The sequence below is a fragment of the Exiguobacterium artemiae 255-15 genome (genome assembly GCF_000019905.1).
Classification (GTDB): Bacteria; Bacillota; Bacilli; order Exiguobacteriales; family Exiguobacteriaceae; genus Exiguobacterium_A; species Exiguobacterium_A artemiae.
This window is the reverse complement of record NC_010556.1, coordinates 262,870-283,495: the sequence shown is the minus strand read 5'-3', so window position 1 is coordinate 283,495 and position 20,626 is coordinate 262,870. Positions and strand designations below refer to the sequence as shown.

18 protein-coding genes and 1 pseudogene are annotated in these 20,626 nt (G+C 48.6%); 12 read left to right on the top strand and 7 right to left on the bottom strand.

Annotation, left to right across the window (positions count from 1 at the left end; genetic code table 11):
* Positions 1-215: 215 nt before the first annotated feature.
* From EXIG_RS01555 to EXIG_RS01510, 10 genes are all read left to right on the top strand, one after another.
* Positions 216-1,655, top strand: a complete 1,440-nt coding sequence (locus EXIG_RS01555) for an NAD-dependent succinate-semialdehyde dehydrogenase (protein ID WP_012369174.1) — start codon at positions 216-218, stop codon at positions 1,653-1,655.
* Positions 1,652-3,277 carry an acetolactate synthase large subunit gene (locus EXIG_RS01550; protein ID WP_012369173.1) on the top strand — a complete coding sequence of 542 codons (1,626 nt, stop codon included), beginning with the start codon at positions 1,652-1,654 and terminating at the stop codon, positions 3,275-3,277. The genes EXIG_RS01555 and EXIG_RS01550 overlap by 4 nt, the downstream gene beginning before the upstream one ends.
* A 5-nt stretch (positions 3,278-3,282) precedes the next feature.
* Positions 3,283-3,609, top strand: a complete 327-nt coding sequence (ytxJ, locus tag EXIG_RS01545; RefSeq protein WP_012369172.1) for a bacillithiol system redox-active protein YtxJ — start codon at positions 3,283-3,285, stop codon at positions 3,607-3,609.
* Positions 3,610-3,840: 231 nt separating this feature from the next.
* Positions 3,841-5,373: a DHA2 family efflux MFS transporter permease subunit gene (locus EXIG_RS01540; RefSeq protein WP_012369171.1), complete on the top strand. Its 1,533-nt coding sequence runs from the start codon at positions 3,841-3,843 to the stop codon at positions 5,371-5,373.
* Between the two features lie 161 nt (positions 5,374-5,534).
* On the top strand, positions 5,535-5,831 hold the full coding sequence (locus tag EXIG_RS01535; protein ID WP_012369170.1) for a metal-sensitive transcriptional regulator: 297 nt from the start codon (positions 5,535-5,537) through the stop codon (positions 5,829-5,831).
* A gap of 12 nt (positions 5,832-5,843) precedes the next feature.
* Positions 5,844-7,976 carry a heavy metal translocating P-type ATPase gene (locus EXIG_RS01530; RefSeq protein WP_012369169.1) on the top strand — a complete coding sequence of 711 codons (2,133 nt, stop codon included), beginning with the start codon at positions 5,844-5,846 and terminating at the stop codon, positions 7,974-7,976.
* Entirely contained in the window at positions 7,973-8,179 is a 207-nt protein-coding gene (locus EXIG_RS01525; RefSeq protein ID WP_012369168.1) for a cation transporter, read from the top strand. The genes EXIG_RS01530 and EXIG_RS01525 overlap by 4 nt, the downstream gene beginning before the upstream one ends.
* A gap of 155 nt (positions 8,180-8,334) precedes the next feature.
* A complete protein-coding gene (locus EXIG_RS01520) occupies positions 8,335-9,273 on the top strand; it encodes an IS30 family transposase (RefSeq protein ID WP_012369167.1) in 939 nt (312 codons plus the stop codon).
* Positions 9,274-9,322: 49 nt separating this feature from the next.
* The gene (locus EXIG_RS01515; RefSeq protein ID WP_012369166.1) at positions 9,323-9,547 is read left to right on the top strand and encodes a hypothetical protein; all 225 of its coding nucleotides are present in this window, start codon (positions 9,323-9,325) and stop codon (positions 9,545-9,547) included.
* A 207-nt stretch (positions 9,548-9,754) separates the two neighbouring features.
* Positions 9,755-11,062 (top strand): globin-coupled sensor protein, encoded by a 1,308-nt coding sequence (locus EXIG_RS01510; protein ID WP_012369165.1) that lies wholly within the window; start codon positions 9,755-9,757, stop codon positions 11,060-11,062.
* 53 nt (positions 11,063-11,115) lie between these two features.
* Here EXIG_RS01510 and EXIG_RS01505 read toward each other — a convergent pair whose 3' ends face one another.
* The 5 genes from EXIG_RS01505 to EXIG_RS01485 all read right to left on the bottom strand — a co-directional run bounded on the left by EXIG_RS01505 (position 11,116) and on the right by EXIG_RS01485 (position 15,347).
* On the bottom strand, positions 11,116-11,625 hold the full coding sequence (locus EXIG_RS01505; protein WP_234944557.1) for a class F sortase: 510 nt from the start codon (positions 11,623-11,625) through the stop codon (positions 11,116-11,118).
* A gap of 70 nt (positions 11,626-11,695) precedes the next feature.
* On the bottom strand, positions 11,696-12,490 hold the full coding sequence (locus EXIG_RS01500; protein WP_012369163.1) for a DUF4397 domain-containing protein: 795 nt from the start codon (positions 12,488-12,490) through the stop codon (positions 11,696-11,698).
* Positions 12,491-12,756: 266 nt separating this feature from the next.
* Positions 12,757-13,629: an agmatinase gene (gene speB, locus EXIG_RS01495; RefSeq protein WP_012369162.1), complete on the bottom strand. Its 873-nt coding sequence runs from the start codon at positions 13,627-13,629 to the stop codon at positions 12,757-12,759.
* A 60-nt stretch (positions 13,630-13,689) separates the two neighbouring features.
* Entirely contained in the window at positions 13,690-14,529 is an 840-nt protein-coding gene (speE, locus tag EXIG_RS01490) for a polyamine aminopropyltransferase (protein ID WP_012369161.1), read from the bottom strand.
* A gap of 143 nt (positions 14,530-14,672) precedes the next feature.
* A complete protein-coding gene (locus EXIG_RS01485) occupies positions 14,673-15,347 on the bottom strand; it encodes an NAD(P)H-dependent oxidoreductase (protein ID WP_012369160.1) in 675 nt (224 codons plus the stop codon).
* Between the two features lie 388 nt (positions 15,348-15,735).
* Here EXIG_RS01485 and EXIG_RS01480 point away from each other — a divergent pair, with 388 nt between their 5' ends.
* A complete protein-coding gene (locus EXIG_RS01480) occupies positions 15,736-17,292 on the top strand; it encodes a BCCT family transporter (RefSeq protein ID WP_012369159.1) in 1,557 nt (518 codons plus the stop codon).
* A gap of 79 nt (positions 17,293-17,371) precedes the next feature.
* Positions 17,372-18,214, top strand: a complete 843-nt coding sequence (locus EXIG_RS01475; RefSeq protein WP_041261427.1) for a metallophosphoesterase — start codon at positions 17,372-17,374, stop codon at positions 18,212-18,214.
* Positions 18,215-18,350: 136 nt separating this feature from the next.
* Here EXIG_RS01475 and EXIG_RS01470 read toward each other — a convergent pair.
* Both EXIG_RS01470 and EXIG_RS01465 read right to left on the bottom strand, forming a co-directional pair.
* Positions 18,351-19,901, bottom strand: a pseudogene (locus EXIG_RS01470) (IS1182 family transposase); the annotation flags it as partial.
* 169 nt (positions 19,902-20,070) lie between these two features.
* The gene (locus EXIG_RS01465) at positions 20,071-20,565 is read right to left on the bottom strand and encodes a YwhD family protein (protein ID WP_012369156.1); all 495 of its coding nucleotides are present in this window, start codon (positions 20,563-20,565) and stop codon (positions 20,071-20,073) included.
* Between the last annotated feature and the right edge of the window lie 61 nt (positions 20,566-20,626).

The following is a 20,626-nucleotide window of genomic DNA, read 5'->3' as shown; positions in this document are numbered from 1 at the left end:
GATTCAAGACATTCTCCATCACTTCACATACATGCAGAAATTTCATTTCTTTACGAATTATTATCGAGAAAATACATTACATTTACTGAATTATCCTACACTGTTTATCGATCAATTTCTAGCCTTTTGCACAACCTTTTTCGGAAAAGAGAATCTTTTTTTCAATCTTCGGGTATATCCTTAACAATGCGAATTAAAAAGGGGGATTCTGTAAGATGAATGGGAAGTTTTTAATCAATGGACAGTGGCTCGATCAGGGACGTGAACGGACGGATGTCAAAAATCCGGCGACAGGTGAAGTCGTCGGCAGTGTACCAAACGGAACGAAATCTGACGTCAACGATGCCGTCGAAGCGGCTCACAACGCTTTCCCCGACTGGTCGAAACGGACCGTGTACGAACGAGCAGCTCTTCTTGAAAAGTTGTATGCGAAGATGCTCGAGAAAAAAGACGAATTGGCCCGCTTGATGACACTCGAGATGGGAAAACCGCTTGCGGAATCGGAAGGTGAAGTCGAATACGCAGCAAACTTCGTCAAATGGTTTGCGGAAGAAGGAAAGCGGGCCTACGGGCGTATCATCCCGTCACACGATGCGACGAAACGCCTTCATGTCATCAAACAACCGGTCGGGGTCGTCGCTGCGATTACCCCGTGGAACTTCCCGGCTGCGATGATTACCCGAAAGTTAGCCCCGGCGCTCGTCGCAGGCTGTACGTTTGTCTTAAAACCACCGACGGCTACTCCATTGACGGCACTCCGTCTGCTCGAGCTCTGCCAGGAAGTCGGGATTCCGGACGGCGTCGTCAATGCCGTGACCGGAAGCGGGAAAGACTTAGGCGAATCGCTGGCGACACATCCGCATGTCGCCAAAATCACGTTCACGGGGTCGACGGAAGTCGGTCGGACGTTGATGGCTCAAGGTGCGGAGACCATCAAAGCGATGTCTCTCGAACTCGGTGGACATGCTCCAATTCTTGTCTTTGACGATTGCGATCTCGATCTTGCCGTCAGAGAAACGATTAAATCGAAGTTCCGTAACGGCGGCCAGACGTGTGTCTGCGGTAACCGGATTTATGTTTCGGACTCGATTTATGACGAATTCGTCGAAAAGCTCGGTCAGGAAACAGCAAAACTGAAAACCGGCAACGGACTCGATCAGGAGACGAAAATCGGTCCGATGATCAATAAGGCCGGATACGATAAGGTCAAAAAACATGTCGATGATGCCACCTCGGCCGGTGCCCGCATCGTGACCGGCGGATCCGGACAAACCGACGACGACAATGATGTCTACTACTATGAAGCAACTGTACTCGCTGACGTTACGCCGCAAATGCTGATCATGAACGAAGAAACGTTTGGTCCGGTTGCGCCTGTCCAGCGTGTGAGTTCAGATGAAGAAGCCGTTCATTATGCCAATCAAACGCCGTTTGGCCTCGCCTCTTATGTCTTTACGAACAACTATGCCCGCGCTTTTAAAGCCATCGAGCATCTCGATTACGGAATCGTCGGATGGAATGACGGTGTGCCTTCAGCTGCCCAGGCTCCTTTCGGCGGCATGAAACAGTCCGGCGTCGGTCGTGAAGGCGGATCGGAAGGTCTCGAAGCCTACCTCGAGACCAAATATGTATCGATTGGCGGACTCGATCAATGAACGCGGCGGAACGGTTTGTCCAGTGTCTGGAAGCGGAAGGCGTAACCCATATCTTCGGTGTGCCCGGTGAAGAGAACATCACGCTGCTCGAAGCCATAAGTAAATCGGATATCACGTTCATCACGACACGTCATGAGACGAACGCCGCCTTCATGGCGTCGATGTTCGGTCGGTTAAGCGGACGTCCCGGTGTCTGTCTGTCGACGCTCGGTCCCGGCGCGACCAACATGATGACGGGGATCGCAAGCGCGACAATGGATCACTCCCCTGTCGTCGCCATCACCGGACAAGGTGCGACGTGGCGCCAGCATAAAGCGTCCCATCAAATGTTTGATTTGGTCGAGATGTACCGGCCGATTACCAAATCCAGCACATCGATTGTTTCCGGCGAAGTCATTTCAGAAGTCGTTCGTCAGGCTTTCGCAAAGGCTGTTTCCGAAAAGCCCGGTTCGACCCATCTGTCGTTCCCGGAAGATATTGCGAAGGCCGATGTCGATGCCAAAATGTCCTTTTTACAGGACAGTCCCCCGACTTTTCTGCATCCGACATCCGTGGCTGATAGTGATGTCCTGTTACGAATCGAACAGGCAGAACGTCCGGTCGTGATTGCCGGATTCGGAATCAACCGCAGCGGGGCGACAGAGGCTTTCCGCGCTTTCGCCGAACGATTGGGGGCTCCCGTCGTCGAGACGATGATGGGAAAAGGCGCCTTGTCTTCGTTACACGAGCTGGCCGCCCATACGATCGGCTTGCCGAACGCTGATTACAATCAACGGATTCTTGATCAAAGCGATTTAATTATCGCGGTCGGCTACGATATCACGGAACTGCCACCTTCGAAATGGAATCCGGAACGGACACCTGTTTTGCACATTGATACCAATCCGCATGAAATTGATCAATTTTATCCGGTTGTTGCAAATTTGATCGGCTCGATCCCGGATATTCTGCACCTGCTTTCGGAAAGCATTCCGAATCGTGCCTGGACCGGCTGGCAACAGGACCGCGACCGCTTGCGGCAAGAAATCCAGGCGACGTATTCCCTCGCTCTCCCGCTCCATCCTCAAAGCATCGTACGTGAACTCGAGCAGGCAACCGGCGAGGACGGCATGATTTTTTCCGATGTCGGAGCGCATAAAATATGGCTCGGACGACATTTTCAGACGACCCGTCCCAATCAATTGTTCATCTCTAACGGGTTTTCTTCGATGGGCTACGGCTTGTCGAGTGCGATTGCCGCTAAACTGTTGCATCCGGAACAACGTGTCCTCTGCGCTTCAGGAGACGGTGCCTTTTTAATGAACGGCCAGGATCTCGAGACGGCTGTCCGGCTCAAGTTGCCGATCGTCGTCATCATTTGGCGCGACGGTACCTACGGGTTGATTGAATGGAAACAACAGCAAGCTTACGGTCGTGCACCTTATATCGAATTCGACAATCCGGATCTCGTTCAACTGGCTACCGCCTTTGGTGCACTGGGTCTGCGTGTCGGGGAACACGGTACTCTATCCAGTTGTCTCGAACAGGCTTTTCTGAGTGACGGACCCGTTTTAATTGACTGTCCGGTCGATTACAGGGAAAATCTGAAGTTAAGTGACCGTCTACGGACTTATGGAGGCTGATAAAAATGACTCAACTCAGAAAACTACAATCGATTTCCGATTTCGACCAATTCGTTTCCGAACACCCAACATTTGTGATTTGTAAACACAGTACGACCTGCCCGATCAGTTCGGCCGGTTTTTCCGCCTATACGAAATATGCGGATGAGACAGCAGTTCCGACTGCCTATTTATTGATTCAGGAAGCACGGACGTTATCGAATCACATCGCAGAACATTACAACGTCCGGCACGAATCACCGCAGGTCTTGTACATTCAAGATGGACGAGCAGTCTGGACGACTTCTCACTATGACATCACATCAGACGCTTTACACACACATGTCGGGTAATCCGACCCCATTTCGCCAAACGTGCGCTATCTCCTGTTGCAGTTTACACAGGAGAAAGCGCACGTTTTTTAATGAACCAACGTTCGATTCACGCCCGTCTCCTTCACAAAAAATAAAATTACCTTTCTTAGCTATTAATATTTGTAATTCACGCTAAATCAGATTAAGATAGACAACAGATATAACGACCGTATAGAATTGTGTACTGTTAGTTCATTAAGGAGGAAAACCATGTCACATGAAAAATCTGCTACCGCTCGTCCCCCTTACGGCATCCTTGCCGTATTGATGATCGGTGCCTTTATTGCATTCTTAAATAACACCTTACTCAACATCGCCTTACCTTCGATCATGAAGGATCTGGAGATTGAAACGTCAACGGTCCAGTGGTTATCGACCGGTTTCATGCTTGTCAACGGGATTTTGATTCCGACTTCTGCTTTCCTGATTCAAAAATTCTCGGTCCGCCGTCTGTTCCTGCTCGCGATGACACTGTTCTCTGCGGGTACGATTCTTGCAGGATTTGCGGACGCTTTCCCGGTCCTGCTTGCCGGACGGATGATCCAGGCTTCCGGATCTGCAATCATGATGCCGCTTCTGATGAACGTCATGCTCGTCAGCTTCCCGATTGAAAAACGCGGAACGGCGATGGGCTTCTTCGGCCTCATCATGATGGGGGCTCCTGCGATCGGACCAACCCTATCCGGTTGGATCATCGAACATTACGATTGGCGGATGTTGTTCCACTTCATTACACCAATTGCTTTGATTGTTCTCGTCGCCGGCTTCGTCCTGCTTCGTGACGTCAAAGAACGTTCTGGCGCAAAACTCGACTTTATGTCCGTCGTCTTATCTTCATTCGGATTCGGCGGTCTTCTGTACGGTTTCAGCTCTGCCGGTTCAAAAGGTTGGGATAGTCTTCAAGTCATTTTAGCGTTAGTCATCGGGGTCGTTGCACTCGTGACGTTCATCATGCGTCAATTGAGAATGGAACGCCCAATGCTCAACTTCAAGATTTACCGTTATCCAATGTTTGCTTTATCGTCCGCCATCTCGATCGTCGTGACGATCGCCATGTTCTCCGGGATGTTATTGTTACCGATTTATGTTCAGACGATTCGCGGTATTTCTCCGCTTGATGCCGGTCTGATGTTACTGCCTGGTGCGATCCTAATGGCGGTCATGTCACCAATCAACGGAAAACTGTTCGATAAAATTGGCGGTCGTCCACTCGCCATCACCGGCCTGTTCATTACGGTTGTCACAACCTATCTTTTCAGCCAACTTAAAATGGATACGACGTATACTCATCTCATCGTCCTTTATTCCCTCCGGATGTTCGGGATGTCAATGGTTATGATGCCGGTCTCAACAAACGGTTTGAACCAATTACCGACCCGTTACTATCCGCACGGGACAGCGATGAATAATACGTTGCAACAAGTCTCGGGTGCCATCGGAACAGCGTTGCTCGTTACGATTATGTCGACGCATGCAAAAACGCGTGGTACGGAACTCGCACAAGAAGCAGCGAAAAACATGACGAGCCAACCAACAGCGGAAGCTGCTGCAGCGATGAAACAACAAATCGTGATGCAGGCAACGCTTGACGGTATCAACTATGCGTTCTTCATCTCAACGTTCATCGCCGGTCTTGCGTTTGTCCTCTCGTTCTTCATCAAACGGTCGACACAAGCGGAAGATATCATCAGCAATCGTTCATTGAACGAACAAATCATTAAACCGCAAGTTTCTAATCAATAACATGATTCGTTGTTGATCCAACAGCGTACCAGAGCAAGGGACTGACTTTTGAGTCAGTCCTTTTTCATTTAGTTTTTTCAAGCTCCAACCTTTATACTGGTACCCCCTATACCTATATGATATACTCGGTGTATCAACTAATCCGGAAAAGAGGTGTCCTCATGACACATGATCATCCCCTTGTTCCCCGTTCACCCGAGGAACAAGATGCTTTGATGAAACGATTAAAACGAATTGAAGGTCAGGTCCGCGGTATTGCCAACATGGTCGCAGAAGACCGGTATTGTATCGATATCCTGACCCAGACCGCATCGATTCAAGCGGCGCTCCGCCAAGTCGAGTTGCAGGTCATCGAACGTCACGTCAAAATGTGTATGCACGATGCGGCGACCGGCAAACAGGATACTGATGTCTACGTTGATGAACTGATGGCCGTTATTGCCCGTCTTAAGAAGTAAGGAGGGATTTCAATGTCGAAAACAATGGAACTGAATATCGAAGGCATGACATGTGCCGCCTGTTCGGCCCGGATCGAAAAGGTGTTGAACCGGATGGACGGAGTCGAAGCCACCGTCAACCTGCCGCTCGAAACAGCACGGATTGCTGTTCCGGAAGAAATGGACGAACAACTGATTTTAGATAAGATTAAAAAAATCGGATACGGTGCCACCATCAAGACGACACCACATGAACAGGTCCAAAACCGCCGGATGCTCTATCGCTTTTGGATAGCAGCTTTCTTGTCCCTGCCGTTACTGCTCAGTATGGTCTCCCACATTCCGAACAGTCCGGTCCATCTGCCTTGGCTGATGAATCCCTGGTTCCAGTTCGCTTTGGCGACGCCGGTCCAGTTCGTCATCGGTGCCCCCTTCTATGTCGGTGCCTATAAAAGTCTTCGCAGTGGAAGTGCCAACATGGATGTCCTGGTCGTACTCGGAACGTCCGCAGCCTATTTCTATTCCGTTGCGGAAATGATGATTCACCCATTGATGCCGAATCTCTACTTCGAGACGAGTGCCGTCCTGATTACGCTCGTGCTGCTCGGGAAAGTACTGGAAGATCGTGCCAAACAACAGACGACCGGTGCCATCAAAAGCCTCCTTTCCTTACAAGCGACGGATGCCGTCGTGTTGGAACAAGGTGTCGAACGGACGGTTTCGCTCGATCAGGTCCAACCCGGTATGCAGTTGATCGTCAAACCCGGTCAAAAAATCCCGGTCGACGGCATCATCACAACGGGTGATGCCTATCTCGATGAATCCATGTTGACCGGCGAACCGCTTCCGGCTCATAAAGGAACCGGTGACGTCGTGATTGGCGGCACCTTGAACACGAACGGATACCTGACGATTGAAGCGACGAAAGTCGGTCAGGAGACGATGCTTGCCGGCATCATCCGTGTCGTCGAACAAGCGCAGACGGAAAAAGCTCCTATCCAGCGTCAGGCGGACCGGATTTCCGGAATCTTCGTCCCAATCGTCGTCGCCATCGCCCTTGTGACACTTGCTGTCTGGTGGTGGACGACCGGCTCGTTCGCCGAAGCAATTCGTCCAGCCATCGCCGTTCTTGTCATCGCCTGTCCTTGTGCTCTTGGGCTCGCCACTCCGACATCGATCATGGTCGGAACCGGCAAAGGTGCGGAACACGGTGTTCTGTTCAAGGGCGGTGCCCAACTCGAATCGTTGCAGCACGTCGATGCGGTTGTCTTTGACAAAACAGGAACATTGACGATCGGACGTCCGGTCGTCATCGAGACGTTCGGACAGGAACAGGCACTGGATTTTGCAGCGGCTCTTGAAAAAAAATCGGAACATCCACTCGCTCATGCAATCACGGAAGAGCGCGACGTCGTCTTTGATATCGAACATTTCACCGTCGATCCCGGACGCGGTGTCCGCGGGTCGATTATGGGACACGATGTCATGGTCGGATCGGTACGGATGATGCAGGAGCACGGTCTTTCCCTTCCTGACTGGACATCAAGCGGTGCAACGGTCGTCTATGTCACCGTCAACGGTATAATCGAAGCCGGATATGCCATCCGCGATGAATTGAAACCGACTACCAAACAGGTCATTCAGGAGATTCAGCAGACAAAAGCGGTCTACCTGCTGACCGGAGACCGTCGCGAAGTCGCCTTACAACTCGCGACCGAGCTTCAGATACCACACAGCCATGTGTTTTCCGACGTTTTGCCGATTGAAAAAGCCGATCACATCAAAACGCTTCAAGCAAACGGACAGCGTGTCGCGATGGTCGGAGACGGGATCAATGATGCACCGGCTCTTGCGACGGCAAATGTCGGGATTGCTCTCGGCAGCGGGACCGATGTCGCACTTGAAGCGGCAGACGTCACGTTACTTGGACATGATTTGCAGCAAGTCATTACAGCCATCCGTCTCAGCGAACAAACGATGAAGAACATCCGGCAGAACCTGTTTTTCGCCCTCGGTTATAATGCAGTCGGGATTCCGGTTGCCTGCCTCGGACTGCTTGCCCCTTGGGTCGCAGGTGCCGCGATGGCATTCAGCTCTGTCTCTGTCGTCACAAATGCGTTACGCTTAAAACGTATTCCACTATCCAAAGGAGGAAACCAATCATGAAAGAAACAACTTTAACTATCGTCGGAATGACGTGCAATCACTGTAAAGCAAGCGTCGAATCGGCGTTAAACGAACTCGACGGTGTCACGAATGCAACCGTCTCACTGGCAGACAACAATGTCACCGTCACACACGAAGACGTCGCGACAGAACGTCTTGTCGAAGCGATTGAAGAAATCGGCTATGACGTTCCGACCGCATAATTTTTTAGCCAAACTGCGTGAAACATGCAGTTTGGCTTTTTTATTTTGGACGAATTGTAATATTAAGTGCAACACCTAGCTGAAAACACAAAAAAAACCCATAACGGCCTCGTGTAGAATAGAGTTACCACACAAAATTCAACGGAGGATTCGTTATGAGCTATATTCATCTTACCATATCAGAAAGAGTCAAAATAGAGACGTATCTCGAGCTAGGTTTCTCTGTCCGAAAGATTGCGGGACGCCTGGGGCGTCAACCTTCTACGATTTCACGAGAATTGAAACGAAATCCTCATTACGATTCTTCTCATGCTGACCAGCGTTATGTGGAGCGAAAGAAGAAGTGCGGTGCACGTACGAAGTTTACGCTCGAAAAAGGAATCTGCATCCTCGAAAAATTACGGGAGACGTGGTCCCCTGAACAAATTGCCGGACGATTATTCCAAGAAGAAGGACTCTCGTTCAAGACAATTTATCGTTGGATTTATAGTGGCCTCGTCGAGGCCGATTCTGGACTTCTTCGGCAAAAGGGAAAGCGTCAGAAACCACGTGAGACGCGCGGACGCTTCAACGTCGGACTGCCAATCAGTAAACGTCCGTCCGACGTCAAAGGGCGTCAAACGTTTGGACATTGGGAGCTTGATACTGTTGTATCGGGTAGAGGAACGTCAAAAGCCTGTGTCGCAACGTTCGTCGAGCGAAAGAGTCGTTTTTATCTCGCTGTACCGATGGAAAATCGGTCCGCTCAATCGATGGAGTCTGCGATTCAAGCATTACATCTTTCCTTCCCGTTGGGAACGTTCCAAACTGCGACGACAGATCGTGGAAAAGAGTTTAGCTGTCATGAACGAATTCGTGACACGTTAGGCTTACCCATGTATTTTGCAGATCCGTATTCTTCTTGGCAGCGTGGTAGTAACGAGAACGCCAATGGTCTTCTCCGTGAATTTTTCCCGAAGGGGACAGATTTCGGAAAGGTCAGTCGTTCTGAAATCGCTCAAGCGCTCGCCTGGATTAATGGGAGACCACGAAAATGTCTTAACTGGAAAACTGCATACGAGGTCTTCACGGAAGAAGTGTTGCACTTAATTTGACAAACCGTCTTTGAAAAAAACGGGAATGGTTCTACAAGGAGGGGTTCGTATGGTACCGAAAATCGAATTCGTAGAACACTTCGATGACAACAAAGGAAAACGATTTAAAATCGAACTTTGGAATCTCGGAACCTTCACATTCAGTGCTGAATCAGCCAAAGGACCTGTCACCCGGTTTACGTCCATCGACATTCAATTCGTCCAGACCTGTGTAAGTCGGATGCGATCGATCGTCGATGCCCAAAAAGCGTTTCAGGAAGATCAGCCTGTTTAATTCATCGCGTGACACATATAGCATGTACCCTTCATTTCAGAAGCGGTCATTCCACTCATGATCCCCGATCATGAGTTTTTTGTTTTTAAGTCAATGATTTTGTCTGTGTCTGTACTTTTTAAAGAAAAAGATTATCAGATTTCTGAAAACAGCCGATAACAAACAAGATACTAAAAATCTTAATTCCAAGAAAATCGGGGGCATATCGTGCGCAATCCATTTAAAGCTAAATCATCGATGTCGGCCTATCAGGCGACAATCGGATTTCCAGACAAACGACTCATTACAAAAACAAGTGATCCGAGCTTAACCGGACGCTTAGAATACATGGGCTACACGGAAGAACATCTGCAAACACTAAAAGCAATGGCGCCTGTCGTCAACAGCATCCTCGATGAAGTACTCGAACAAGTCCTTGATCATTTACTGCTTCACCCTGAAATGGTACAGATTGCTCAAACTTCTTCGACACGTGAACGTCTGAAAAAAGTCTTCGCTGACTACTTCGGCAGTTTACTGACGGGAAACATGGATGATAAATTTCTTGCGATGCGGACACGGATGGGTAAAACCCATAACCGTAACTTTGTCCCGGTGACCTGGTTCATCGCTTCCTATGCGGCGTTCAATACGTTATTGATTCCGAAAATCGTCGAACATTTTCAACATGAACCGGCACAATTGACGAATGCGATTCTTGCACTGAACCACGCGATGAATCTTGATGCTCAAATCGTGACGAGCCAGTATGTCGATGCCCGCTTACACGAAGTCAGTGCAGCAAATGAATCCCGGAGCCGGCTCTTGCAGGATGTCGTACGCGTCAGTCAGGAAGTCGCAAGCACTGTCGAACAGACGGAAGGTGCAATTTCTGAAACAAGTCGTCGGGCGACACAAATCTTATCTGAAACGGACCAGACGGAAAAAACAAGCCGTAATCTGGTCGGACTGACCTCGGAAAACGAGACTCAGATGGAAAAGATGGAACATCAATTTGCTCAAGCCACGTCACAAGTCAGCACATCATTGACGAGTATCCAGCAACTGAAAACGACGTCAGATGAGATCGTCAAAATGACACAAGGCATCGAAGACATCGCTAACCAGACGAACTTACTCGCCTTGAATGCTTCGATCGAAGCCGCTCGTGCCGGAGAGCATGGGAAAGGTTTCTCCGTCGTTGCGATTGAAGTCCGGAACCTGGCGGAAAACGCAAAACTGCTCAGCAGCAGCATCAACAGCCTGATCCAAAAAAATAATGGCAACATCAATGAACTCGTTTCGCAAATGGAAGACATCACACGATCAAACTCCGCTTCGCGTAACGAACTGCAACAAGTCAAGAGCGGCATCCATACCGTCAAACAGGAAATGGAGAACTACTTGGAGATGTTCGGCCGTAATAAAAATGATTTAAGCCAAATCGTACAAACGATTCAAGGTATCAGCCAGACGACGCAAGGGTTATCTGCCTTAACGACGGATTTGGTCGCCGCTTCTGAAGTGAATGCTTAAAACCAACAGCACATACAAAAGGGACCTGTCCGTCAGCGGAGAGGTCCCTTCGTTTATTTTTCCTGTTCAGCCGTCACAACCAATCGCTGATCGTATCCTTTTGATTGGGTAAACGTTCCGACACACGTAATTAACGTCAAACGTTGCGCCAGTGTCGCTCCGAAAATAGAGCCGACCGGTGCCTGATCAACGGGATAAGACATTACGTTCGTCACCACGTATGAAACCTGCTCTCCCGTTTTAGCGCTTACTTCAATCCGGTGTCCCCGTTTCACTTTTGCCAAGTCATAAAAGACAGCCGGACCGTTCGTATCATCTAAATGTCCTGCCAAAATGACATTGCCGGTCTGATTCGCTTTGGCGCCATATCGGTACCAACCGACTTGATCCGTCTGCTCCGGAACATTCATCCGTCCTTTAGCATCTTTTCCAACGACTTCAATTTTTGCATTCACATCGATCGCCGGGATCTTCAAACGATTCGGGATGAATGTTTCGACTGCTTCTGTCTTTGCGTCAGACTTTGGTGCCGGTGACTCGACGACAGGTGTTGCCGGTTCCACAGAGCGTGGAGGCGAAGTTTCCTCCGCTCCGCCGCATCCTGCAAGCAACACGGTGAGTAACAATAAGAGATTACGCGTTTTGTTTACGACGGACGACATAAACTGTCCCAACCAGCGCTGCTCCAGCAAGTGCTACGAGTGCCCAAGTTGTTGCCATTGATGACGTTCCCGTTGTTCCGCCAAGACCAGTGTCCGGCATCGCTGCCATTTCACCGCCGTCCGGAATCAAGAGAACGTCAAATGCCGGTTCTCCTTCAAGTAAACCGATTGCGAGTGCTGTATAGTTTTTACCGCTGTCGAGCTTGATGCCGTCGAGTGCTTTCACGACATCCGTCGCACCGGCTGGTCGTACTTCAAGGTCATACGTTCCGGCATCGAGTGTGCCGTAGTCTGAGACTTTCGAGAATTCAAGGTCGCTGAAGAGCGGATCTCCACCTTTTGGTGCGACGTCAACAGCTGGTGCATCCGGTGCAAAGTGAGCGACACGGACCATTGATTTGCCGTCTTCTCCTTTGCCGTTATCTTCCATGACGGCGAGTTTGATATCTGCCAATTTACCGATTGCAGCTACAGAATAGAATTTCCCGGCTTCGATATTGAGTGTTTGAGAAAGTACAGGATCCTTTGTTGTACCGGCTGCGAAGACTTCTACTTTATGTTCTCCGGCTGGGAGTGTGAGATAGTCAGTGACTGCTTTGAATTCTGCTCCGGATACCGCTTTTTTGCCATCGACGGCGATATCCACTGCTGGAGCATCAGGTGAAGCATGAATTACACGAACCATTGCATCGTCCGCCGCGCCTACCGGGAGCACAAAAAGTGCGAATAGCAAAGCAGCTGTGACGAAAGATAAGAGTTTCTTCATCTTTTTTCCACCTTTCATGTCATGATGTATTCCGCTCTCAAACCAACAAATCCGTTTACTGCAGAACTATTACTTCTGTCCAAAAAATATTTTTATCGTGGTGACATATTAAATTTAAAATAATATTTTTGGGCTGTAAATATCTGAGTGTGCTGATGTTGAGGACAACAGCACATTGCGTTTTCGCTTGAACTGGATGGAATAATCGCTGCCCGGAAAAAAAAGGTCAGATTCCGCAAAAACGGATCTGACCTTTTTGTTATCGTTTATTTAATGAACCCGATCATCATTTCACGCAAGACTTTAGCAGCCGCAATCGCTGTCATGTCCGACTGGTCATACGCCGGGCAAACCTCGACGAGATCGGCTCCGATGACATCAACATCAGCCCGTGCAATCATATGGACGACTTCAAGTAATTCCTTTGTCGTCACGCCGCCGATTTCCTGTGTTCCCGTTCCCGGTGCCGCTGACGGATCAAGGACATCGATATCGATCGTCACGTAGACCTTTTTACCGGCAAGCTTTGGTAAAACGGCTTTCAACGGTTCAACGATTTCGTATTTGAACAGGTTGTAACCGGACGTTTTTGCCCATTCGAACTCTTCTTTCATTCCTGAACGAATCCCGAACGAATAACAGTTTTCCGGTCCGATCAAATTCGCAATCTTTTTAAGTGGTGTTGAATGTGATAATGGTTCGCCTTCATACGAATCACGTAAATCCGTGTGTGCATCAAAATGCAGCACGACGAAATCTTCGTAATGTTTATCAAAGGCTTTGACGACTGGCCACGTGACGAGGTGTTCGCCGCCCATACCAAGCGGGAACTTGCCTGCCGTCAACAACGAGTCGACGTACTCTTCAATCATATCAAGTGATTTTTGCGCATTACCGAACGGCAACGGGATGTCACCGGCGTCAAATAATTTTGCATCGGCGATATCACCGTCAAGATATGGACTGTATTCTTCGAGTCCGAGTGACACTTCACGGATCCGGGCCGGACCAAACCGTGAACCGGGACGGAAACTGACCGTCCAGTCCATCGGCATACCGTACAACACACCTTTTGCATCTTCGTGAGTCGGTTGACTCGCGATAAATACCTTACCTGAGTAAGCTTCATCAAACCGCATGATTATTCCTCCATTCGTAGAAAGGAGTGCCCCTGAAAACGGAACACTCCTGATGTGTAATTAAATCGTTAAATCTTTGACGAACTTCGGTAGCGCGAATGCAGCTGTATGAAGTTCCGGTGTATAATATTTCGTTTCGATCTCGTGGAAACGCTCTGGTGCGACTGCGAGCGGATCATGTTTTTTCGATCCGATCGTAAATGTCCACAGACCGCTCGGATACGTCGGAACGTTAGCAATGTAGAGTTTTGTAATCGGGAAGATTTCTTTCACGTCACGTTGTACATCACGGATTAACTCTGGTGTGAACCATGGGTTATCCGACTGAGCGACGAAAATACCGTCTTCTTTTAATGCTTTCGAGATTCCAGAATAGAATCCTTTTGTGAACAGGTTGACGGCCGGACCGACCGGTTCTGTCGAATCGACCATGATGACGTCATACTCATTGACCGCTTCTGCAATATGCATGAACCCGTCTCCCACGATGACTTCAACACGGGCGTCATCGAGACCACCTGCGATGTTTGGTAAATATTTTTTCGAGTATTCGATGACTTTTCCGTCGATTTCGACAAGAACCGCCTTCTCAACAGATGGATGCTTCAAGACTTCACGGATGACTCCGCCGTCTCCTCCACCAACGACCAGAACCGATTTTGGATTCGGGTGTGTGAAGAGTGGAACGTGTGCGACCATTTCGTGATAGACAAACTCATCACGATCTGTCGTCATGACCATTCCGTCAAGTAACAACATTGTACCGAACTCGTCCGTCTCAACCATCTCCAGGCGTTGAAACTCCGTTTGTTCGCTCTCATAAACGTGGTTGACACGGAATGTGATACCGTAATCTTCCGTTTGGTGTTCCGTGAACCATAACTTTAATTTTTGTTCCATTTGCGATAGAACCCCTTTCTTTCATCAAGACAAAAGTTGTTCGTATGCGAGTGGCGTTTACGGCGCTTCTTAATCATACAAATGCGAGTATACCGGACTTTGAAAGAAACTTCTATATAATTCGAAAAGATTCGACTGTTTTTTTAGTCGACGAACGTGACGATTTCATCCAGGCACCGACGCTGCTTCGACCGTTTTGGTTCATCCGCTCGGTAGCCGAATGCGACCATGACCGGTACGGTGAAAACAGACCGGTCGAGCACACCGTGCCGTTCGAGAATCTGTTCCACCGCCTGCTGATCGAATCCTTCAATCGGACACGAGTCGATGCCGATTTGCGCTGCTGTCGACATCATGTTTCCGAGCGCGATATAGGCTTGTTTCGCCGACCAATCGGTCATCGCCTTTTCATTATCCCCAATCTTGAAATCTTCTTCGAGGAACAGACCATACCGTTTTGTCCGGCCGGCTTTTGCTTCATCCGACAGACCGAGTACATCCATCATATGTTTCACGTGCGCCCCGTCCGGTTGCATCTGTCCACCTGTCCGGGCGAGGAAGATGACGTAGTGGCTCGCTGTCGGCAATTGACCTTGTGCGCCCCATGAGACGTCCCGAATATCATTTCGAACGGCTTCATTTTGAATGACAAGCAGATTCCATGGTTCGTATCCGAAAGAACTCGGTGAAAGACGGGCTGTTTCGAGGATAAATTGAAAATCATCCGCCGGTATTTTTTTAGTCGGATCAAATGATTTCGTCGCATGACGGAACTGAAAAGCATCGATAATCTGTTGTTTTGTCTGATCGTGATTCATGACTGATTCCTCCTGAGTAATATGATGACTACCTGATACGATATCAAACCAGTTTCACTCCGTCTGTTATTTTGCTTCATCAATGTATCTTAAATGCATGTTACAAAATAGAAGAACCGGGAAATAATAAATAATCAAACTTTTTCATTCTGTCTGTTTCATCAATTCAAAGGCTTTATTCCAGGGTTTTTCTAGATTACAACGCTTTGTTTCTTGACCCCTCCCTTCCCATCATTACCCATTTTCGTTTGCCAGTCCGCTCCAACTTTGTTACGGTTAGAACTTGCGTGATAAGGTTTTGTTTTCAAATGACACGGGTATTACTAATGTCGTTGTCTAAAAGAGTTACAAAACTACATGTAAAATTCGAAAGAAGGTGTTGATCACGATGGAAAATAAACGAAAAAGTAAAATTACGAATGTCTTTATCATCTCTGTCATTTTCTGTGTGCTCTTTACCATATGGGGAATCTTGCCTGAATCACTCATTGGTGCCGCAAATCTCGGAAATGTTACAGGCATCGCCCAAAGCTTTGTTTCGAACGGCTTCGGCTGGCTTTATCTTTTTGGTATGAGTGCCTTTTTATTAATTGCTATCTTTCTCATTTTTTCCCGTTTCGGCTCAATCCGACTCGGTAAAGATTCCGATCGTCCGGAATACGGTTTAATTTCCTGGTTCGCGATGCTGTTCAGTGCCGGTATGGGGATTGGTTTAGTCTTTTGGGGTGTCTCAGAACCACTGACCCATTTTCATACCCCCCCGGTCGCGACAAACGACCTGACAGATGCTGCTCCACTCGCCATGCGTTATTCCTTTTTCCACTGGGGTCTGCATCCGTGGGCACTCTATGCGGTCGTCGCCCTCGCCATCGCTTACTCGACGTTCCGTAAAGGACGTCCGGCCACAATCGGTGATACCGTTGCTTCCCTGATGAAACCGAAGTACGAAGCGGCCGGTAAAGGAACGGTTGAAGTACTTGCCATCGTCGCAACTGCATTTGGTGTTGCCACGTCACTCGGTCTCGGAGCCCAACAAATTTCAGGTGGACTTCACTTCCTTGTCGACGGCATCCCGAACTCCTTCATGACCCAATTAATCATCATTTTAGTCGTATCCGTCCTCTATATGATGAGTGCCGCTTCCGGTCTTGATAAAGGAATCGTCCGCTTGAGCAACGCCAATATTGTCTTGGCGATCCTCTTGATGGTTGGGGTTCTGTTCCTCGGACCGTTCAGCTTCATCATGGATCTGTTTGTTCAAACGACAGGTGCTTACTTGCAAAACCTACCGACAATGAGCTTCCGGGCGTCAGCCTTCAATCCCGATGAACGAGGATGGATCAATGACTGGACAATCTTCTACTGGGCATGGTGGATTTCCTGGTCGCCGTTCGTCGGAACGTTCATCGCCCGTGTCTCAAAAGGACGGACGATTCGTGAGTTCGTTCTTGGTATCATGCTCGTACCGACGATTTTCGGTTTACTGTGGTTCTCCGTCTTCGGTGGATCCGCGATCTGGAACGAACTGTTCAATAATGTTGATCTCATTTCAACGGTCAACGAAAAAGGGGTCGAAACCGGTATGTTCGCCTTGTTCGAAACATTCGGTGGTCTCGGAACATTCCTCAGTATCATTGCTGTCTTCTTGATCACGACGTTCTTCATCACGTCTGCCGACTCCGCGACATATGTCCTTGGGATGTTATCTTCCGGCGGTAGTCTGTTGCCGAGTCTCCGCATCAAGTTGACTTGGGGAATCATCCAGTCATCGATTGCAGCTGTTCTCCTGTACTCAGGTGGACTCAGCGCCTTGCAGGCCGCAGCCGTTCTTGCCGCCTTCCCGTTCATCTTCGTCGTCGGGATGATGGTCATTGCCCTGTTCATGGATCTGTCCAATGAACCGGACGCTGCAAAATCAGCCGACCAGTTGAAAAAAGAAGCCTAACTGCAGTCAGACCCTGTCTTCCGTCATGCGGAAGTCAGGGTCTTTTTGGTATGCTGAATATAAGAAAAGGGGTGAGGACTTGCGCGTCAAGAAAAAATGGTTTATTCCCATCGGCATTCTCGCTCTCAGCAGCTGGTTTTTGTACCGGGAAAATAATCAAATCGACACGACGGCAGTAACGGTTCAATCGGATAAATTACCTGCCGCGTTTAATGACTATAAGATTTTACAGATTGCCGATTTGCATGGTAAATCCTTTGGTTCCCGTCAAAAGGTTCTTTTGAAAAAAGTGAATAAACTGCAGCCGGATGTCATCTTAATGACGGGTGACTTGATTGATTCCAGACGAAACGGAGAAGAAGAAGCCCTCCTGCTGATGAAGCAGCTGACACCCGACTATCCGGTTTATTTCGTGACGGGAAATCATGAAGTCCGTCTGAACTTAACGATTTTACCGAAACTGGAACAGCTTGGGGTAACCGTTCTTCGAAATACATCCGTTTCACTCGAGCAAAACGGTCAGTTCATTGAGTTGCTTGGAATCGATGATCCGACGACGACCCGTTGGAGTGAAGGACTGCAGGAGCCGGACGGCATCCGTCAAAGTCTCGATCAAGCCCAGTCGACTGCCGAGACCCGTTCCTTCCAGCTGTTGATGGCGCACCGTCCGGAATATTTGCCGTTATATGCGGAACGCAAGGTGGACCTCGTATTATCCGGTCATGCCCACGGCGGACAGATCCGCCTGCCGTTCACGGACGGGATGTATGCCCCCGGTCAAGGGTTTTTCCCTGACCTGACCGCCGGACAACATACGATGGAGAACACACGGCTGATCATCAGCCGCGGTCTCGGTAACAGTTTATTTCCGTTCCGGATCTTTAATCATCCCGAGTTGATCGTCGTGACGTTACGTACATGATTCATAAAAAAAGAGGCTGGGACATAACTAGCTGGCTTTTAAAGAAAATAAGGGATTGCCATCGTCACGATGGCAATCCCTTATTTTTTTTCATCACCTCTTGTTAAAATGCCCCTCGGGCAATACTTTGGGTGAGCCACTTTCTCAGATTTACTGCCATAAGGATGAAGCCAAGCTCACGTTTCACCTTTGCTTTTCCTCTTACGGAAAAACGAGTGAAACGCAAATTAGCCTTCAGATTCCCAAAAACTGGTTCTACGTCTATCTTACGTTTCGCGTAGATTTTCCCGGTTTTTTGATCTGAAAGCAGGTCCTTTACCTGTTCCTTTTGCTCTTCCCACGAAACGTTTACTCGGACTTGGCGATGACGACCCTTCTCTGCCTTGGTACAGAGGGATCGAAGCGGGCAGTCATCACAACTCTCACTTTCGTACACCTTGAAATCGCGGGTAAAACCATATCGATCCGTTCTCTTAGACATGTAACGGAACGTCACGTTCTGCCCGTTCGGGCATACAAAGTGATCGGTCGTTTCATCGTAGGACCAGTTGACGAGATTAAAAGGATCATCACGCCATTTTCGCGTCTTCTCTTTTTGAAACATCGTATAGGGAACGAGCGGAATGCGCCCTCGGCGCATCAGAATCTCCTGATAATTTTCTTGGCTTCCATAGCCGGCGTCCGCAACGATATGTTTCGGTAAAGTAAGATACGAGGAAACCTCATCTAAAAATGGGATTAACGTGCGGGCATCGGTCGGATTGGGATAGACATCATAAGCGAGGGTATATTGACCTTCGGTCGCAATCTGCACGTTGTACCCCGGCTTGAGTTGTCCATTTTGCATATGATCTTCCTTCATCCGCATAAACGTCGCATCCGTATCCGTTTTCGAATAGCTGTTCCGTCCATCGAACGTTTCCTTTTGGACGGCATACTTCCTTTTTCTTTCCACGAACTCAGCGAACTTTTTTCGGAAAAGATGGGGTTGCTTTCGTTCGGAACGAAGCCGTTTTCTCTCCTGCGTATCTGAACTTGCCTCGATTTCTTGATTGATAGAAGCGATTCGTCCCTCCAAAACATCACCGATGTGCTCGAGTTCAGGAAGGGTCAGTTCGTCTGGACTTTCTCGTTCAATCTCCGGTAAGATTTCTTGTGCGACGAGTTCTTCATAGAGAAGATTAGACTTTTCAACGAGCGACGCACTATATCGCTCGACGGATTTTCGCCAGACGAACGTATATCGATTCGCATTCGCTTCTAGTTTCGTACCATCAATGAAGATCGCTTCTTCCTTAATTTCTCCCATCTCGACGAGATGGCAACGGAAGGTGACGAACGCCTGCTTAAGGATAGGTGTGACTGCCGGGTGCACTCGAAAGCGATTGATACTACGATAGCTCGGTTCATTCCCTTGAGCGAGCCACATCATACGCAGGCTGTCTTGAAGGAGTCCTTCGATCTTCCGACCAGAGAAGACCGATTGCGTATAGGCGCATAAAATGATCTTCATCATCATGCGTGGATGATAGGCGGGGCAGCCTGTCGTTCGAGTAAAAGGTTCAAAGGCATCGTCGGGAATGGACTCGACAAGATGATGAACGGCGAATGCGATATCGTTTTCTTGAAGACGAATTTCTAAATCTAAAGGTAGAACCAGCTGGTTCATGGTATAATTTTTAAACATAAGGACACCTCCGATAGTTATGGTTTGGTCACTTTAACTTTATCAGAGGCAGTCCTTATTTGTTTACTTAAAATCGGTTTTTCATCATAGAAGAAGGCCCTTGAAACGAAAAACGTTTCGAGGGCCTTCTCATTTATAAAACTGAGTTATGTCCCAGCCTCTTTTTTTTTTAAGCGAGTGCTTCATGTAATTCCGGCTCGGCATTTTCCCACATCTCCGGTTTATGTGTCTGCAGGAAGTCACGCAATAAGTGTTTCGACGTTTCGTCCATATGATCGACGACAATCCGTCCTTTTAACGATTTATCCATCTTATTGACATGATCCGCCAAGATCTTAAAGCCGCGACGTGCTTCGACATCGACTAACAGGTCACACGCTGCGACGCCGCCGTAATAAAATCCTTCCGGTTTCCGGCCGACCGTCACCCAAACGATCCAGTACAGCTTTCCGTTTGGTGAATCCGCCTTGTCCGTCGTGAATTTAATCCGTTTCTCGATGGCTGCTTTCGCATGCATCGCACCCATATCGATATAGGCTTCACCGTCTTCCGGTGAGATGATGACCGGTGACATGCTGTTCAGACTAAGTGTTCCGACACCAAATCCACCATGCCCGTCCGTTGAGTTATCTGAAATGATATTGAAGTTAATTTTCTTTTCCATCGTTTACTTGTCCCCTTTTACTACTGTTGCTTCTATCATACCGCATCCAACAGTCGGTGCA

Bases quoted from the DNA above. Each gene is read 5' to 3' on its own strand.
- EXIG_RS01555 (WP_012369174.1), top strand. From the start codon at position 216: ATGAATGGGAAGTTTTTAATCAATGGACAGTGGCTCGATCAGGGACGT.
- EXIG_RS01500 (WP_012369163.1), bottom strand. From the start codon at position 12,490: ATGAAGAAACTCTTATCTTTCGTCACAGCTGCTTTGCTATTCGCACTT.
- EXIG_RS01480 (WP_012369159.1), top strand. From the start codon at position 15,736: ATGGAAAATAAACGAAAAAGTAAAATTACGAATGTCTTTATCATCTCT.
- ytxJ (WP_012369172.1), top strand. From the start codon at position 3,283: ATGACTCAACTCAGAAAACTACAATCGATTTCCGATTTCGACCAATTC.
- EXIG_RS01485 (WP_012369160.1), bottom strand. From the start codon at position 15,347: ATGAATCACGATCAGACAAAACAACAGATTATCGATGCTTTTCAGTTC.
- EXIG_RS01530 (WP_012369169.1), top strand. From the start codon at position 5,844: ATGTCGAAAACAATGGAACTGAATATCGAAGGCATGACATGTGCCGCC.
- EXIG_RS01465 (WP_012369156.1), bottom strand. From the start codon at position 20,565: ATGGAAAAGAAAATTAACTTCAATATCATTTCAGATAACTCAACGGAC.
- EXIG_RS01515 (WP_012369166.1), top strand. From the start codon at position 9,323: ATGGTACCGAAAATCGAATTCGTAGAACACTTCGATGACAACAAAGGA.
- speE (WP_012369161.1), bottom strand. From the start codon at position 14,529: ATGGAACAAAAATTAAAGTTATGGTTCACGGAACACCAAACGGAAGAT.
- EXIG_RS01520 (WP_012369167.1), top strand. From the start codon at position 8,335: ATGAGCTATATTCATCTTACCATATCAGAAAGAGTCAAAATAGAGACG.
- EXIG_RS01535 (WP_012369170.1), top strand. From the start codon at position 5,535: ATGACACATGATCATCCCCTTGTTCCCCGTTCACCCGAGGAACAAGAT.
- speB (WP_012369162.1), bottom strand. From the start codon at position 13,629: ATGCGGTTTGATGAAGCTTACTCAGGTAAGGTATTTATCGCGAGTCAA.
- EXIG_RS01550 (WP_012369173.1), top strand. From the start codon at position 1,652: ATGAACGCGGCGGAACGGTTTGTCCAGTGTCTGGAAGCGGAAGGCGTA.
- EXIG_RS01525 (WP_012369168.1), top strand. From the start codon at position 7,973: ATGAAAGAAACAACTTTAACTATCGTCGGAATGACGTGCAATCACTGT.
- EXIG_RS01540 (WP_012369171.1), top strand. From the start codon at position 3,841: ATGTCACATGAAAAATCTGCTACCGCTCGTCCCCCTTACGGCATCCTT.